We start from the raw sequence: 15,973 nt of genomic DNA, 5'->3' as shown, positions 1-15,973 counted from the left end.
CGTTGTACTGGAGCTTCTGCTGGTGCAAGAACATCCTGACCTCCGTCATCGACTGCACTGGTCCGCCGCCGCCGGAGGGCTCGCCGACCCGGGGCGCACAGGTAAGGGCACCCTAATCCGCTCTCCCGAAAATGGAAAGCGTGCTGATGACACGCGTGGGTGCGGCGGTCATCGTGGGCGGCGACCGACGACCCCGCTCCCTCCGGAGGACCCCCGTGCAGCAGCCGGCCGCCTCCGCCCCCCGGTGGCCTGGACCGGCCCGAGCCCGAGGACGTGCCCGCCCCCGGCACGTCGGCAAGATCGTGCTCGAGCACTGAGACCCGTGCGCGGCCGGTGCCCCGGGGGTCCGGGCCCGGGGCACCGCGCTCACCAGCCGGTGACCCACACCTGACCGGTGGCCGGGGACCAGTTCACCCTGTACCCGTTGGAGAAGCGCTGGTAGACGGTGGTCCCGGTGCGGATCTCGTCGGTGACCGGGTAGCCGTAGCCCCGTTCGAAGCCGGCGGCCTTCCAGGCGCGGCCGATCGGGTTGGACTCTTTCACGGCGCGCGCGCCGTGGGCGCGCGTCCACAGCACCTTCGTGAGGACCCCGTCACGGGAGAACACCTGGTAGGAGGAACCGTCGGCCAGCCGGCGCTCCTCCGTGGTCGGGTAGCCGTAGCCGTTCTCCCGTCCCGCGGCCACGAACTTCTGGCCGATGGACGTGGTGTTCTCGACGCGGTGGGCGCCCGTGGCGGGGCTCCAGTAGAGGGTGGACTTGCGCCCGTTCAGGGAGAACTCCTGATAGACGCCTCCGGCGCGCAGCCCGCCGCGCTCCGCCGTCACGGGTTGACCGACCACCGCGGCGCCGCCCAGGGCGTGGTACTTCGCGCCGATGGCACCGGCCACGCCGTAGGCCGCCGGCGTCTGGACGGGCGTCGACGTCTCGTAGGTGTAGGCCGGGGCCCCGTTCACGCGCGTCGAGGCGTCCGCGGGCGCGCCACCGTTGGCGTACCCGTAGAGGTTGACGGTGGAGAGCACCTGCCAGGCCTGCCCGGTGTTCTCGAGCCGGCCGTCCGCGTAGGTGAGGCCGATGCCGATCACCTCGTGGCGCGGGTCCTTGATCGCCTTGTCGTGGGCGGCCGAGGACTTCCACCACTTCACCAGCGCGCGCACGTCCCGGTGGTGCTCGAGGGCGATGACCTCGTTGGCGCTGGTCCAGGACCCGGTCCGCGGGTCGGTGAGGAAGGTGGTGCTGTGGGAGAACTTCTCCTCGACCACCTGCCGGTCGGACTCCTTCTGCACCACCTGGGACAGCGTGGCGGAGTACTTCAGCGGCTTCACGCCCAGGGACTCCCGGTAGCGGTTGATCTCGTCGAGGATCAGCTGGGCGTCGGCCTGCCGGGTGGCCGCATCCACCGCGACGATGTCCTGGGCGGCGGCGTGGGCCGCCGGAACGGCCAGCAGGGAGGTGCCGGCGAGGGTGGTGACGCCGATGCCGGCGGAGAGGGCCAGAGCGGCCACGCGGCCGTGACGGCGCGCGGGGGCGCAGCGGTGTTTCGCCATGGGTGCTTCTGCTTCCTGGTCTGTCTGCACGCACGGAAAAGTTGGGGGTTCCGCGCGGCGGGGGGCTATCGCCGTCCGGCCGGACGACGAGACAGATTGGGCTGGGGAAGGCGCCCACGGAAAGGCTACGGAATCACGATTGCAAATAGGAAATGTGTGAAATTGTTTCGTCTATCACGGAACAATAACGGCAACATCACGGAATGTGCCGACCGGCCCGTTACCGCGCGGTTATAGTGAGCGGTTCTCGCTCCGTCGAGCAGCACGCTCTGCGACAGTGCGGACCTCTCGCTCCACGACCCTTCGGATCGTCCGCTCCGGGGTTCCGACGGTGCCCGGGCTCCGGCGGCGCCGCGGGGCCCTCGCCGCCGCGGGTGGCCCCGCGGCGGCGCCCGTGCGGCGAAGGGTCCGGGGCGGGTGAGGATAGGCTGGGAGGGCACGTCCGGAGAGGAGCCCGATGACCGTCCACGCCACCCGCGCCACCGGCGTCCAGGGCCCGTCGCGGCTCTTCCTCGCCCTCGCCGCCGTGGTCCTGACGGGGTGCGGCCCCGACCTCGACACCCCAGAGGGCACCACCCGTGCCTTCGTCGACGCGATGGCCGAGCGCGACTGGGACGGCGCCTGCGAGCTGCTGTCCCACGACTTCGTGCACCGGGCCATGGAGGGCAACTCGCAGTACTGCAGCGTCTACCTCGAGCGCTGGCACCCCGACACCTCCCGCTACGAGTCGCTCACCGTCCAGGGCGAGGCCGCAGAGACCGCGGACGGGTACCGGCTCGAGGTCGCCCCCGGGGACACCCCTGAGGACACGGAGGAGGTCGTCGTGGTCGAGGAGTCCGGACGCCTCGTGCTGCTGAGCTACCCCGGCCGCGACACCGCCGTCCGCTGAGCCCCATCCGCCCACCAGGAACCCCAGGAAGGACCGCCATGACCGATCCTCAGACCGTTCCCGCCGCGGCGGCCGCGGCGTCGCCCGAGGGCGAGACCGTCGAGATCTGCCGCAACCTCATCCGCATCGACACCTCCAACTACGGCAGCGGCGACGCCAAGGGGGAGCGGCGGGCCGCCGAGTACGTGGCCGGGCTGATCGAGGAGGTCGGTCTCTCGACGACCGTCCTGGAGTCCGCGCCCGGCCGGGCCAACGTCTTCGCCCGGTTCGAGGGCACCGACCCCTCCGCCGACGCCCTGCTCGTGCACGGCCACCTCGACGTGGTGCCCGCGATCGCCGCCGACTGGTCCGTGGACCCGTTCGGGGGCGAGATCAGGGACGGCATGATCTGGGGCCGCGGCGCCGTGGACATGAAGGACATGGACGCCATGATGCTCTCGGTGCTGCGCCACATGGTGCGGACCGGGGCACGGCCGCGGCGGGACATCGTCTTCGGCTTCTTCGCCGACGAGGAGGCCGGCATGGTGTACGGCTCCCACTGGATCGCGGAGCACCACCGCGGGCTCTTCGACGGTGTCACCGACGCCATCAGCGAGGTCGGCGGGTACTCGGCCACCATCGGCGGCCGGCGGGCCTACCTCCTGCAGACGGCGGAGAAGGGCCTCATGTGGCTGCGCCTCAACGCGCAGGGAACGGCAGGGCACGGCTCGCAGATCAACGACGACAACCCGGTCACCCGGCTCTCGAGGGCGCTGGCCAACATCGGCGAGTACCAGTGGCCGATCGAGCTCACCAAGACCACCCGAGCATTCCTCGACTCGATCACCGAGCTCACGGGCGTGGAGTTCGACCCCCAGAACCCCCAGCGGCTGCTCGCCGAGCTCGGCTCGGTGGCCAGGTTCGTGGGCGCGACCCTGCAGACCACCGCGAACCCGACGATGCTCGAGGCGGGCTACAAGGTCAACGTCATTCCCGGGTCGGCCCAGGCGGGGCTGGACGTGCGCTACCTGCCCGGCCAGCGCGAGATGGTGCTGGAGAAGCTCGCGGAGCTCGCCGGGGACGGGGTGTCCTTCGAGTTCGAGTCGGACGACATCGCCCTCGAGGTGCCGTTCTCCGGGACCGTGGTCGACGCCATGGTCGACGCGCTGCACGCCGAGGACCCCGGGGCGGTCGTGCTGCCGTACATGCTCTCCGGCGGGACGGACAACAAGTCCCTGGACCCGCTCGGGATCACCGGCTACGGATTCGTGCCGCTGCGCCTGCCCGACGAGCTGGACTTCCCGGCCATGTTCCACGGCGTGGACGAGCGCGTGCCCACGGACTCCTTGGAGTTCGGCTCCCGCGTGCTGCACCGGCTGCTGACCCAGTACTGATCCGGTACTGACCCGCCACTGATCCGGTACTGACCCCGCGCCGGCCCGGCCCGCACGACCACCCGGGCGCCCACGTCCCCGGAGGACCCCCGACAGGAGCGAGATGCACGACGCGACCGGTCCGGAGACCGAGCCCGCACCACCCGAGTCCGCACCGGCCGAGAACCTGGTGCCCGAGACCCTGCTCCCGGACGACCTGCTGGCGACGTTCCGCGCGCGCGCCGCCGGCTACGACCGGGAGAACCGGTTCTTCGACGAGGACTTCGCGGACCTGGTGCGCATCGGCTATCCGCTCATGCTGGTGCCGCGGGACCGGGGCGGCATCGGGTTCACGCTGCAGCAGGCGGTCGCCGCGCAGCGGCGCCTCGCCGCGGCCGCGCCCGCCACGGCGCTGGGCATCAACATGCACCACGTCCTGGTGGGCGTGGCGCACACCCTGCGCCTGCGCGGGGACGCTCGGGCCGACCGGATCTTCGAGCAGGCCGCCGCCGGGGAGATCTTCGCCTTCGGCATCTCCGAGGCCGGCAACGACTCCGTGCTCCTCGACTCCGCCACCACCGCGGTGGCGGCCGAGGACGGCTACCGGATCACCGGCACGAAGATCTTCACCTCGCTCTCACCCGTGTGGACCCGGCTGGTCGTCCACGCCCGCGACGACGCCGAGGACGGCACCCCGTTGGTGTTCGGCTTCCTCGACCGGGCGGCGGAAGGCATCGAGGTCCTCGACGACTGGGACACCATGGGCATGCGGGCCTCGCAGTCCTGCACCACGGTGCTGCGCTCGGTGCCGATGCCCGCGGAGCAGGTGCTCACGCGCACCCCGGTGGGGCTAAATCCGGACCCGGTGGTGTGGGGCGTCTTCGGTTGCTTCGAGCTGCTGCTGGCCGCCGTCTACACGGGGATCGCGGACCGGGCGGTGGAGCTGGCCGTGGAGATCGCCGGCGCGAGGCGCTCCCGCGGCGGGGGAGCGCCTCGTGCCGAGCACCCCGACGTCCGCTGGCAGATCGCCGAGGCCGCGCTCCTGCGCGACGGGGTGGAGCTGCAGCTGCTCCGGCTGACCGCGGACGTGGACGCCCTCGGCACCGCCGGCGCCCCGGACCACGGCCCCCGCTGGTTCCTGCTGTTCTCCGGGGTCAAGCACCGGGCCACGGAGGCGGCCCGTCAGGTCGTCGACCTCGCGATGCGGACCTCCGGTGGGGCCCAGTACTCCCGGGGCCGGGAGCTGGAACGGCTGTACCGGGACGTGCTCGCCGGGATCTACCACCCCTCCGACAACGAGTCCGTGCACGCGGCCGTGGCCAAGGCGCTGCTGGGCCCGGTCGGGGGCTGAGCCCGGTCGGCCGGGAGGCGTCGGGGCTCAGGCGGTGCGCTCCACGCGCATCACCCGGCGGCGCAGCCAGTACTTGCGGGTGCCGCCGTAGAGCAGGACGGAACGGGTCAGTTCCCACTTGCCGTACTCGGCGTGCTCGCTGAGCCGGGCCCGCGCATCACCGAGCGGCTCGTGCGGCGCCACGGTCAGCAGAAGGTACTCGTAGCGCTGGTCGGCGTCCCTCGTGAGGGTCGCCGAGCTGGTCCGGACTTGTTCTCTCATCGGTCCCCATTCTGCACGGAATAGCGCTAACGTCTACTCCATGAGCAATGATCCTCGTGCCGCGTTGCAGGCGCTCGTGAGCGCCTTCGAAGAACACCTCGTCGCGGCCTCCAACCGGCGCAGCGACGACGATCCCGCCGTCGACGGCGCCTACATCGCCATCGCCGACGCCTTCGACGCCTACGAGGAGGCGCTCTACGACGCCTACGACGAGGTCACCCCGCTGACCGTCTTCGCGGAGGACGAGTCCGACGACGACGATGACGATGACGACTCGGACGACGACGAGGAGCTCCTGGAGGACAACGAGATGCTCGACGAGGACCTCGTCGATGAGGAGGACTACGAGGATCTCGACGACACGGACGGGGCGCGCTCCACCCGCTAGCCCCGCTACCCGCACCGCGTCCAGGAACGGCCCGCACGGCGGGCCGTTCCTGCTGCTGTCCGGGCCTGTCCAGCCGTGGACGGGGCGGACGGTGCCGTAGGGTGGCCGGGTGAATTGGATCGAAACCATCATTCTCGGCCTCGTCCAGGGCCTGACCGAGTTCCTCCCGGTGTCCTCCTCGGCGCACCTGCGCATCGTGGGGGAGCTCCTGCCCAACAGCGCCGACCCCGGGGCCGCGTTCACGGCCATCACGCAGCTGGGCACCGAGACCGCCGTGATCATCTACTTCTGGCGGGACATCGTCCGGATCCTCAAGCAGTGGACCCTGTCCCTGGTGGGCCGGGTGGAGCGCTCGGACCCCGACGCCCGGATGGGGTGGCTGATCATCCTGGGCTCCCTGCCCATCGGCGTGCTCGGGCTGCTGCTGGAGGACTACATCGACACGGAGTTCCGGTCGCTGTGGATCACGGCCACGATGCTGGTGGTCTTCGGCGTGATCCTGGCCGTGGCGGACCGGGTGGGCCGGCAGGCCCGTCACCTGGACGACCTCACCGTCAAGCACGGCGTGCTCTTCGGGCTGGCCCAGGCGCTGGCCCTGATCCCGGGGGTCTCCCGGTCCGGCGGCACGATCACAGCCGGTCTGCTGATGGGCTACACGCGCGAGGCCGCCGCGCGCTACGCGTTCCTGCTGGCCATCCCGGCGGTGTTCGCCTCGGGGCTGTACAAGCTGGCGCAGTCCGTGGGGCAGCCGCAGGCGGGGCCCTACGGCATGACGGAGACGTTCGTGGCCACGGGCATCGCGTTCGTGGTGGCGTACGTGATCATCGGCTGGTTCATGCACTACATCTCCAACCGCAGCTACACGATCTTCGTGTGGTACCGCATCGCGCTGGGCCTGGCCATCTTCGTCCTCCTGGGCCTGGGTGTCATCAGCGCCTGAGCCCTGCGTCACCCCGGGATCGGGGCGTGACGGCCGGTCCGGTAGGTTGGGTGAGGCCCCGCGGCCGTCGTCCGATCCCCGAACCACCCGAGGTGAGCATGAAAGCCTGGTCCGCCCGACCCGTTCCCGACCTCCCCGGCGAGGCGGCCCTGCCCGTCGTGCAGGACACCCGGCTGCGGCGGCGGGTGGAGCTGCCCCGGCAGGAGCGGGCCAGTCTCTACGTGTGCGGGATCACCCCGTACGACGCCACCCACATGGGCCACGCCGCCACGTACGTGGCCTTCGACCTCCTGCACCGCGCCTGGCTGGACGCGGGGACCGCGGTGGACTACGTGCAGAACGTCACCGACGTGGACGACCCCCTGCTCGAGCGGGCCCAGGCCACCGGCGTGGACTGGCAGGAGCTGGCCGCCGGGCAGACCGAGCTGTTCCGCACCGACATGAGCGCGCTCAACGTCCTCCCGCCCCAGCACTACGTGGGCGCGACCGAGGCCGTCGGCTGGATCGTCCCCGCCGTCGAGGGCCTCGTGGCGCGCGACCTCGCCTACCGGGTCCCGGGCCCGGAGGGGGAGCCGGACGGGGACGTCTACTTCGACGTGGAGGCCGCGGGCGCACTGCCCACCGACGACGAGGACGCGTGGGTGCTCGGCGACGTCTCCCACCTGACGCCCGAGCAGATGCTGCCGCTGTTCGCCGAGCGCGGCGGGGACCCCGAGCGCCCGGGCAAGCGGCACCGGCTGGATCCGCTGCTGTGGCGCGCAGAGCGCCCCGGTGAGCCCGCCTGGGACGGCGCGTCGCTGGGCTCGGGGCGCCCGGGCTGGCACATCGAGTGCTCGCTCATCGCCCTCGAGCACCTGCCCGCCCCGTTCACCGTCCAGGGCGGCGGCTCGGACCTCGTCTTCCCGCACCACGAGATGGGCGCGGGCCACTGCTGGGCGCTGACCGGGCGGCCCATGGCCCAGCACTTCCTGCACACCGGGATGGTCGGGCTCGACGGGGAGAAGATGTCCAAGTCCAAGGGCAACCTCGTGCTCGTGTCCGCGCTCCGGGCCCAGGGGGTGGACCCCGCCGTGATCCGCACCGCGATCCTCGCCCACCGCTACACCGAGGACTGGTACTGGACCGACCTGGTGCTGGCCGGCGCCGTCGCCCGCGTGGACGCGTGGCGCCGCGCCCTGGCCGTCGCCCCGGAGGGCAGCGCGGCACCGCTGCTGGAGGCCGTGCGCACCGCCCTGGCCGACGACCTGGACGCCCCCACGGCGCTGGCGGCCCTGGACGCGTGGGCCGCCGACGCCCTGACCCGCGGCACCCCGGGACCCTGCGAGGCGGACGCCCGCCTGGTCCGGGACCTCGTGGACGCCCGGCTCGGGATCGAGCTCTGACGCCGCCGGCGGGCCCGGTCCGGTGAGACGGCGAAGGGGCGGCACCCGTTCCCGGGTGCCGCCCCTTCGCCGCCCGCTGCCGGGTGCCGGCCGCACTCACTTCTCGTCGCGGCGGCGGCGCAGGTAGCGCTCGAACTCCTTGGCGATCGCGTCCCCGGTGGCCTCGGGCAGGTCCGTGGTGTCCTTGGCCTCCTCGAGCTGCTGGACGTAGGCGGCGATCTCGGGATCGTCGGAGGCCAGCTCGTTGACCCCGCGCTCCCACGCCTCGGCGTCCTCGGCGATGGGATCCAGCGGCAGCGTGATGCTGAGCAGCTCCTCGAGCTCCCGGAGCAGGGCCAGCTCGGCCTTCGGGGAGGGGGACTGCGCCACGTAGTGGGGCACCGCCGCCCACAGGCTGACGGTGGGGAACCCGCCCAGGGAGGCCATGTGGGAGAGCAGCCCCACGATCCCGGTGGGGCCCTCGTACTGGGAGGAGTCGATGCCCAGCTCCTCCTGGAGCTCGGCGGTGTCGGAGGTCTTGGTCACCGGGATCGGCCGGGTGTGCGGCACGTCCGCGAGCAGCGCCCCGACCATCACCACGAAGTCGACGTCGAGCAGGGTCGCCTGCTCGAGCAGCTCCGCGGTGAAGGAGCGCCACCGGTAGGAGGGCTCCCACCCGTGCAGCAGCACGAGGTCGAGGTTGGTGCCGGGCACGGTGGCGGTGGAGAGCCGGGTCGTGGGCCAGACGATCTTCACGTCGCCCGTCGCCCCGCGGCGCACGATGGGCCGGGAGAACTGGTAGTCGTAGTAGTCGTCCGAGGTCACCTCGAAGACGTCCTTTGCCCCGTAGTGGCCGGCCAGGAACTGCACGGCGTCCGTGGCGGCGTCCCCGGCGTCGTTCCACCCCTCGAACGCGGCCACCAGCACGGTCACCCGCTCCTGGTCACCGTCCTCGCGGACCACGCCGAACGGTCCCGCCTGGGGGCGGGAGAACGTCTCGTCGAAGTTGTTGCTCACAGAACCCACACTACGCGCCGGGGCATCGACGGCAAGTGGCCCCGGCACGAGGAGCTCCGTGTTGCGGACACTACGATGGAGGCCATGTCCCGTCTCCCCTCCGCGTCCCCCGACGCCCGCCTGCCCACCGCCGTGCTGTTCGACATGGACGGGACCCTCGTGGACACCGAGCCGTACTGGATCGAGGCCGAGATCGAGCTGGTCCGCTCCCACGGGGGGACCTGGACCGAGGCCGACGCCCTGGCCATGGTCGGCACCGGCCTCGAGGACGCCGCCGCCGTGTTCCAGCGCCAGGGGGTGCGCCTGAGCGTCCGCGAGATCGTGGACCGGCTCCTCGCCCGGGTCGCGGCCCGCACCCGGCAACGGGTCGTGTACAAGGAGGGGGCGCCGGAGCTCGTCACCGCCCTGCGCGAGCGCGGTGTGCCCCTGGCCCTGGTCACCAGCAGCGAGGCCCCCCTGGCCGAGGTCGTCCTCGACGCCTTCGGCGGCCCGGAGGTCTTCGACGTCGTCGTCACCGGCGACCTCGGCCACCCGGCGAAGCCGGCCCCCGACCCGTACCGGATCGGCGCCGCCGGCCTCTCCGAGCGCGCCGGCCGGCCCCTGGAGCTCGCCGGCATGGTCGCCGTCGAGGACTCCCACACGGGCATCCGTTCCGCGATCGGCGCGGGGATCTTCACCGTGGGCGTGCCCAACATGGTCCCGCTCGACGACGCCGGCGCCGACCTCGTGCTGCCGACCCTCGCCGGCGTGGGCCCCGAGGACCTCGGGCGCCTCGTGGCCGGGGCCCGCGCGTGAGCAGGACCCGCCGCGAGGGCATCCCCCTGGGCCGGATCGGCGGTGTCCCCGTCACCCTCTCCTGGTCGTGGTTCGTGATCGCCGCGGTCACCGTGCTCCTCTACACCCCCGTGCTCATGGAGGCCTACCCCCGGCTGGGCGCGCTGAACTACGCCGCCTCCCTCGGCTTCGCCCTGACCCTGGCCCTGTCCGTGCTGCTGCACGAGCTGGCGCACGCCTGGACGGGGCGGGCCTTCGGCTGGCCCACGGGCCGGATCGTGCTCAGCCTGCTCGGCGGCCACACCCATTTCGGGGACGTGCGCAGCACCCCGCTGGCCTCCGCCACGGTCTCGCTGGCCGGACCCGCCGTCAACCTCGCGCTCGGCCTGGCCGGCTGGACGCTGCTGCGCACCGGCGAGCCGTCCCCCGCGCTGGGCTGGGTGCTGCTCGACCTCACCACGTGGGCGAACCTCATCGTAGGCGTCTTCAACGTGCTCCCCGGCCTGCCTCTGGACGGCGGCCGCGTGGTGGAGGCCCTGGTCTGGGCGGCCACCGGCCGGGAGCACTACGGCACGGTCGTGGCGGCCTGGACGGGCCGGCTGCTCGCCGCGGGCCTCGTGGCCGGGGCCGCGGTCACCGGCCTGTGGCGCCAGCCCGTCGCCCTCGTGCTCGTCGTCCTCATCGCCGGCTTCATGTGGCAGGGCGCCGGCGCCTCCCTGCGCGGGGCGGCCGTCCTGTCCCGCGTGCACGGCGTCAGCGCCGCCGCGCTGGCCGAACCCGCCGTGGCGGTGCCCGCGAACGCCTCCCTGGCCCACACCGACCGGGTGGTGGCCGACCACCTCGCTCGCGCCACCGGCCCGGGCGACGCGGTCCCGCACGTGCTGGCCGTCTCCCCGGACCGTCAGGTGGTGGGCCTGCTCCTGCCGGCCACGGCCGACGCCGTGCCCGCGGCCCGGCGCGCGGAGACCCCGCTGACGTCCGTGCTGCAGCACCTGCCGCCCGACGCCGTGCTCGACGCCGGGCTGCGCGAGGAGTCGCTGCTGCGGGCCGTCGCGGCCCGGGAGTACCCCCACTACGTGGTGACCGGACCCGACGGCGCCCTCGTGGGCGTGCTGCGCACCGCCGCCCTCGAGGGACTGCTCGCCGGCTGATCCCCGCCGCCCCCGCCCCGGCGGCGGCACCCCGCACCACGATGACACAATGGGGGAGACCTCCGGCCGGCGGCTCGACCGCCGGCCCCCGCACGACCCGACCACGCCATGCCCCGCCCCGAGAGTGAGCCGATGACCGGAACCGCTGACCAGACCACCGCACCCTCACCCGCGTCCCCGCGGGGCGCCGCCAACCGGCGCGGCCCCTTCCGGGCCGGGGAGCGTGTGCAGCTGACCGACGAGCGCGGGCGGATGAACACGGTCACGCTCGCGGACGACGGCGAGTTCCACTCCCACCGCGGGGTGCTCAGCCACGGCGAGCTCATCGGCCGCCCGGAGGGCACCGTGGTCGTGAACTCCGCCGGGTTCCGCTACCAGGCCCTGCGCCCGCTGCTCAAGGACTTCGTGCTGTCCATGCCGCGCGGCGCCGCGGTGGTCTACCCCAAGGACGCCGGCCAGATCGTCACGATGGCCGACATCTTCCCGGGCGCCCGCGTGGTCGAGGCCGGCGTCGGCTCCGGCGCCCTGTCCATCTCCCTGCTGCGCGCGGTGGGCGACGAGGGCCGCCTGCACTCCTTCGAGCGGCGGGCGGAGTTCGCCGACATCGCCCGCGGCAACGTGGAGACCATGTTCGGCGGCCCCCACCCCGCCTGGCGGATCAGCATCGGGGACCTCGCCGAGGAGCTCGGCGAGCACGAGGAGCCCGGCTCCGTGGACCGCGTGGTCCTCGACATGCTCGCGCCCTGGGAGTGCCTCGACGCCGTGGCCACGGCGCTCGCCCCCGGCGGGGTGGTCATGTGCTACGTCGCGACCGTCACCCAGCTCTCCCGCACCGCCGAGGCGATGCGCGCCCACGGCCGCTTCACCGAGCCCGACGCCTCCGAGACCATGGTCCGCGGCTGGCACGTCGAGGGTCTGGCCGTGCGCCCCGACCACCGCATGGTCGCCCACACCGGCTTCCTGCTCTCCGCCCGCCGGCTGGCCGACGGCTCCGAGCGGCTGGCCCCCAAGCGACGGGCCTCCAAGTCCGAGTACAGCGAGGAGGACCTCCAGGCCTGGACCCCGGTGGCCCTCGGCGAGCGGGACGTCACCGGCAAGAAGCTGCGCCGCGCCGGCCGCGAGGCCCTCGGCCTGGCCGAGCGCGCCGCCCGCGCGACCGCCCCCGCCGACGCCCCCGGAGCGACGCCCGCGCCGGGACCGGTACCGGACCCGACAGCGGGTCCCGAGGCCGAGCAGCCCCACGAGGAGCGACCGTGAACGATTCCTCCCCCCAGCAGACCACGGGACCGTCCGGCCCCGGACCGGCGGACGCCGAGCAGACCCGCCGGGCCCTGACCAACGCCCAGCGGCAGGTCAACATCCTGCGCGACCAGAAGCGCGCCCTCGACAAGCAGCTCGCCGCCGCCGGGACCCAGAACCAGAAGCTCGTCCGGCTCCTCGACGCCACCCGCACCGAGATCGCACAGCTCAAGCGCGCCCTCGAGAACGACCTCGTCCCGCCCCTGAGCCAGGGCACCGTCCTGCAGGTCAACCCCGGCCGCGCCCCCGTCGGCGAGCAGACGGGCACCGGGCCCGCCGTCACCGACCGCACGCTCGACGTCCTGGTCGCCGGACGCCGGATGCGCGTGGCGCTGAGCCCGCTCGTGAGCTTCGCCGCCTGCGAGCCCGGCCGCCAGGTCCTCCTCGACCAGAACTACACCGTCGGCGCCGTCCTCGACTACGAGCAGACCGGCGAGATCGCCACCGTCAAGGAGATCGTCGACCACGACCGCGTCCTCACCGTGGGACGCTCGGACGAGGAGCGGGTGCTCCTTCTCTCCGGGCGCCTGCGCCGACACCGCCCCGAGATCGGCGACGCCGTGTCCATCGACCACCGCACCGGCTTCGCCCTCGAACCCATCGAGCGCTCCGACGTCGAGCAGCTCGTCCTCGAGGAGGTCCCCGCCGTCTCCTACGACGACATCGGCGGCCTCGGCCCCCAGATCGAGCAGATCCGCGACGCCGTCGAGCTGCCCTTCGTCCACCCCGAGCTCTACCGCGAGCACGGGCTCACCCCGCCCAAGGGCATCCTGCTCTACGGGCCCCCCGGCAACGGCAAGACCCTCATCGCGAAGGCCGTCGCCCGCTCCCTCGCCGAGCGCGCCGCGGACCGCGCCGGGCGCGGGAAGGCCCTGGGCTACTTCCTCAACATCAAGGGCCCCGAGCTGCTGGACAAGTACGTGGGGGAGACCGAGCGGCAGATCCGCTCCATCTTCCTGCGCGCCCGTGAGCAGGCGGCCCGCGGCATCCCCGTGGTCGTGTTCTTCGACGAGATGGACTCCCTGTTCCGCACCCGCGGCTCCGGCCTGTCCTCGGACGTGGAGACCACCATCGTCCCGCAGCTGCTCACCGAGATCGACGGCGTGGAGCGTCTCGACAACGTCATCGTCATCGGCGCCACCAACCGCGAGGACATGATCGACCCCGCGGTGCTGCGCCCGGGCCGGCTCGACGTGAAGATCCGCATCGACCGACCCGACGCCGCGGGCGCCGCCGAGATCCTCCGGCTCTACGTGACCGAGGACCTGCCGCTGCGGCTGGACGAGGTCGACGCCGCCGGCTCCCGCGCCGGGGCCGTCGCCGCCCTCGTGGACGCCGCCGTCGCCCGGATGTACGAGAAGAGCCCCGGCACCCGGTTCCTGCACCTGAGCTACCGGGACGGCACCGAGGAGACCCTCTACTTCAGCGACTTCACCTCCGGGGCGGTCATCCGCAACGTGGTGGACCGGGCCAAGAAGCAGGCCATCAAGGACCTGCTCACCACCGGGGTCCGCGGCCTGGCCCGCGACCACCTGGTCCGCGCGGTGGACGAGGAGTTCCACGAGCAGCAGGACCTGCCCAACACCTCCAACCCGGAGGACTGGGCCCGCATCTCGGGGCGCCGCGGCGACACCATCACGGACCTGCGCGTGGTCCTGCACCGCGACCCGCACCCGGCCGGGCCCGGCGAGCGCCACGCCTCCGCGCCGGCCGGCCGGCCCCTGAGCGCACCGTCGCCGACCGCACCCGTCCCGGGGGAGGGGCCCGCGTGAGCGTCCGCCGCGTCATGGGCGCCGAGACCGAGTTCGGCGTGCTCGCCGCCGGCAACCCCCACGCCAACGCCACCGTGCTCTCCAGCCAGGTGGTCACCACCTACGCCGCTCTCGTGCGGCGCCGTCTCGGTGCGTCCGGCGCCGCCGCCGGCTGGGACTACCACGGCGAGAGCCCCCTCCAGGACGCCCGCGGCTTCACCGTCCCCCGCGAGCAGGCCGATCCCTCGCAGCTCACCGACGTCGCGCCCGTGCTCACCGCCGAGGAGGTCGCCGCCGAGGCCCTCCGGGAGACCGGGGCCCGCGCGGAGTCCCTGGACCGGCGGCAGGTCGTGATGAACACCGTCCTGCCCAACGGTGCGCGCCTCTACGTGGACCACTCGCACCCCGAGTACTCCTCCCCGGAGGTCACCACCCCCCGCGACGCCGTCCTCTGGGACGCCGCCGGGGACCGGGTCGCCCTCGACGCGGTCCGGGCGATCGCCGCCGGCGCCGCCACGACCGGTCTCGACGTGGTGAACCTGTACAAGAACAACACCGACAACAAGTCCGTCTCCTACGGCGCCCACGAGAACTACCTCGTGCCCCGCGCCGTGCCCTTCGCCGCCCTCGCCGCCGGCCTGCTGCCCTTCTTCGCCTCCCGCCAGGTCGTGTGCGGCGCCGGTCGCGTCGGCCTCGGCGACCGCGGCGGGCGCCCGGGCTTCCAGATCAGCCAGCGCGCCGACTTCTTCGAGCGCGAGGTCGGCCTCGAGACCACCATCCACCGGCCCGTCGTCAACACCCGCGACGAGCCCCACGCCGACCGCACCCACCACCGGCGCCTGCACGTCATCATCGGTGACGCCAACCTCTCCCACACCTCGAGCCTGCTGAAGTTCGGCACCACCTCCCTGGTCCTCGGCCTGATCGAGGCCGGCGCCGCCCCCGACCTCGCCCTCGCCGACCCCGTGGCCGCCCTGCAGGCGATCAGCCACGACCCGGGACTGACCACCACCGTCCCGCTCCGGGACGGCCGGCAGCTCACGGGCGTCCAGCTGCAGCGGCTCTACCTCGAGGCCGCCCGGGCGCACGAGGACGCGACCGGGGGCCCCGACCCGGACACCCGCGAGGTGCTCGACCTGTGGGCAGAGGTCCTCGACGCCCTCGAGACCGACCCCCTCTGCCTGGCGGACCGCCTGGACTGGGTCGCCAAGCACGCCCTGCTGCTGGGCTACCGGGAGCGCGACGGTCTTGACTGGGACGATCCGCGCCTGACGCTGATCGACCTGCAGTACGCGGACGTGCGCCCGGAGAAGGGGCTGCACCACCGGTTGGTCGCGACCGGCCGGATGCGCACCCTCTTCTCCGCCGAGGAGGTCGAGCGCGCGGCGGGCCTGCCTCCCGCCGACACCCGGGCGTGGTTCCGGGGCCGGGTGGTGGCCCGCTTCCCCGACGACGTGCTCACGGCCAACTGGGACTCGCTCTCGCTCACCCTGCCCGGCGTCCGCCGCGGCGCGCGGATCACGATGCCCGAGCCCCTCGAGCTGACCCGCGAGGACGTCGACCCCCTGCTGTCCGCGGCGCCCGACGCCGAGCACCTCGTCCGTGCCCTCGCCACGGCCCGACCCGCCCTCGTGCACACCGGCTCCCTCGGCTGAGCACCCCGACCACCACACCCCAGGAGGACCCCGCCATGGCCCAGGAACGCATCTTCGGCACCGGCGCCCAGCGCCGCGACGAGACCGAGCTCCCCGAGCCCGGCGCCCCCGCCGCCGGCGCGGCCCAGGCCCGGACCAGCACCGGCAGCGCCGACGACCTGCTCGCCGAGATCGACGGCGTGCTCGAGTCCAACGCCGAGGAGTTCGTGAAGGGCTTCGTCCAGAAGGGCGGCCAGTAG

At 73.2% G+C, this 15,973-nt stretch carries 15 protein-coding genes; 12 read left to right on the top strand and 3 right to left on the bottom strand.

Translation table 11 applies throughout. From position 1 onward, the window contains the following. Window positions 1-366: 366 nt before the first annotated feature. Window positions 367-1,545 carry a CAP domain-containing protein gene (locus ACFYE1_RS12750; RefSeq protein ID WP_387743293.1) on the bottom strand — a complete coding sequence of 393 codons (1,179 nt, stop codon included), beginning with the start codon at window positions 1,543-1,545 and terminating at the stop codon, window positions 367-369. 457 nt (window positions 1,546-2,002) lie between these two features. Here ACFYE1_RS12750 and ACFYE1_RS12745 point away from each other — a divergent pair, with 457 nt between their 5' ends. The 3 genes from ACFYE1_RS12745 to ACFYE1_RS12735 all read left to right on the top strand — a co-directional run bounded on the left by ACFYE1_RS12745 (window position 2,003) and on the right by ACFYE1_RS12735 (window position 5,137). After that, complete coding sequence (locus ACFYE1_RS12745; protein ID WP_387743291.1) at window positions 2,003-2,434, top strand: hypothetical protein; 432 nt, start codon at window positions 2,003-2,005, stop codon at window positions 2,432-2,434. 38 nt (window positions 2,435-2,472) lie between these two features. Then, the gene (locus ACFYE1_RS12740; RefSeq protein WP_387743289.1) at window positions 2,473-3,807 is read left to right on the top strand and encodes a M20/M25/M40 family metallo-hydrolase; all 1,335 of its coding nucleotides are present in this window, start codon (window positions 2,473-2,475) and stop codon (window positions 3,805-3,807) included. A 103-nt stretch (window positions 3,808-3,910) separates the two neighbouring features. Continuing rightward, on the top strand, window positions 3,911-5,137 hold the full coding sequence (locus ACFYE1_RS12735) for an acyl-CoA dehydrogenase family protein (RefSeq protein WP_387743287.1): 1,227 nt from the start codon (window positions 3,911-3,913) through the stop codon (window positions 5,135-5,137). 27 nt (window positions 5,138-5,164) lie between these two features. On the opposite strand, the gene ACFYE1_RS12730 is transcribed toward ACFYE1_RS12735, so the two are convergent. Then, on the bottom strand, window positions 5,165-5,398 hold the full coding sequence (locus ACFYE1_RS12730) for a DUF5703 family protein (protein WP_387743285.1): 234 nt from the start codon (window positions 5,396-5,398) through the stop codon (window positions 5,165-5,167). Between the two features lie 40 nt (window positions 5,399-5,438). On the opposite strand from ACFYE1_RS12730, the gene ACFYE1_RS12725 reads away from it, so the two are divergent. From ACFYE1_RS12725 to mshC, 3 genes are all read left to right on the top strand, one after another. Next, the gene (locus ACFYE1_RS12725; protein WP_387743283.1) at window positions 5,439-5,786 is read left to right on the top strand and encodes a primosomal protein; all 348 of its coding nucleotides are present in this window, start codon (window positions 5,439-5,441) and stop codon (window positions 5,784-5,786) included. A 109-nt stretch (window positions 5,787-5,895) separates the two neighbouring features. Continuing rightward, window positions 5,896-6,726, top strand: coding sequence for an undecaprenyl-diphosphate phosphatase (locus ACFYE1_RS12720; protein WP_387743281.1), 831 nt, complete (start codon window positions 5,896-5,898; stop codon window positions 6,724-6,726). 98 nt (window positions 6,727-6,824) lie between these two features. Next, window positions 6,825-8,108: a cysteine--1-D-myo-inosityl 2-amino-2-deoxy-alpha-D-glucopyranoside ligase gene (gene mshC, locus ACFYE1_RS12715; RefSeq protein WP_387743280.1), complete on the top strand. Its 1,284-nt coding sequence runs from the start codon at window positions 6,825-6,827 to the stop codon at window positions 8,106-8,108. A 96-nt stretch (window positions 8,109-8,204) separates the two neighbouring features. Here mshC and ACFYE1_RS12710 read toward each other — a convergent pair whose 3' ends face one another. Continuing rightward, on the bottom strand, window positions 8,205-9,113 hold the full coding sequence (locus ACFYE1_RS12710; RefSeq protein WP_387743278.1) for a PAC2 family protein: 909 nt from the start codon (window positions 9,111-9,113) through the stop codon (window positions 8,205-8,207). Window positions 9,114-9,188: 75 nt separating this feature from the next. Here ACFYE1_RS12710 and ACFYE1_RS12705 point away from each other — a divergent pair, with 75 nt between their 5' ends. The 6 genes from ACFYE1_RS12705 (at window position 9,189) to ACFYE1_RS12680 (ending at window position 15,973) form a co-directional block, all read left to right on the top strand. Beyond that, window positions 9,189-9,899, top strand: a complete 711-nt coding sequence (locus ACFYE1_RS12705; protein ID WP_387743276.1) for an HAD family hydrolase — start codon at window positions 9,189-9,191, stop codon at window positions 9,897-9,899. Beyond that, complete coding sequence (locus ACFYE1_RS12700; RefSeq protein ID WP_387743274.1) at window positions 9,896-11,029, top strand: site-2 protease family protein; 1,134 nt, start codon at window positions 9,896-9,898, stop codon at window positions 11,027-11,029. The genes ACFYE1_RS12705 and ACFYE1_RS12700 overlap by 4 nt, the downstream gene beginning before the upstream one ends. Window positions 11,030-11,161: 132 nt before the next feature. Beyond that, a complete protein-coding gene (locus ACFYE1_RS12695; RefSeq protein WP_387743273.1) occupies window positions 11,162-12,286 on the top strand; it encodes a tRNA (adenine-N1)-methyltransferase in 1,125 nt (374 codons plus the stop codon). After that, entirely contained in the window at window positions 12,283-14,100 is a 1,818-nt protein-coding gene (arc, locus tag ACFYE1_RS12690; RefSeq protein WP_387743271.1) for a proteasome ATPase, read from the top strand. The genes ACFYE1_RS12695 and arc overlap by 4 nt, the downstream gene beginning before the upstream one ends. Further along, a complete protein-coding gene (dop, locus tag ACFYE1_RS12685) occupies window positions 14,097-15,734 on the top strand; it encodes a depupylase/deamidase Dop (RefSeq protein ID WP_387743269.1) in 1,638 nt (545 codons plus the stop codon). The genes arc and dop overlap by 4 nt, the downstream gene beginning before the upstream one ends. Before the next feature lie 35 nt (window positions 15,735-15,769). After that, complete coding sequence (locus ACFYE1_RS12680) at window positions 15,770-15,973, top strand: ubiquitin-like protein Pup (protein ID WP_387743267.1); 204 nt, start codon at window positions 15,770-15,772, stop codon at window positions 15,971-15,973.

Source organism: Kocuria nitroreducens (assembly GCF_042879195.1).
Lineage (GTDB): Bacteria > Actinomycetota > Actinomycetes > Actinomycetales > Micrococcaceae > Kocuria > Kocuria nitroreducens.
This window is presented reverse-complemented; position numbering and strand designations above follow the sequence as displayed.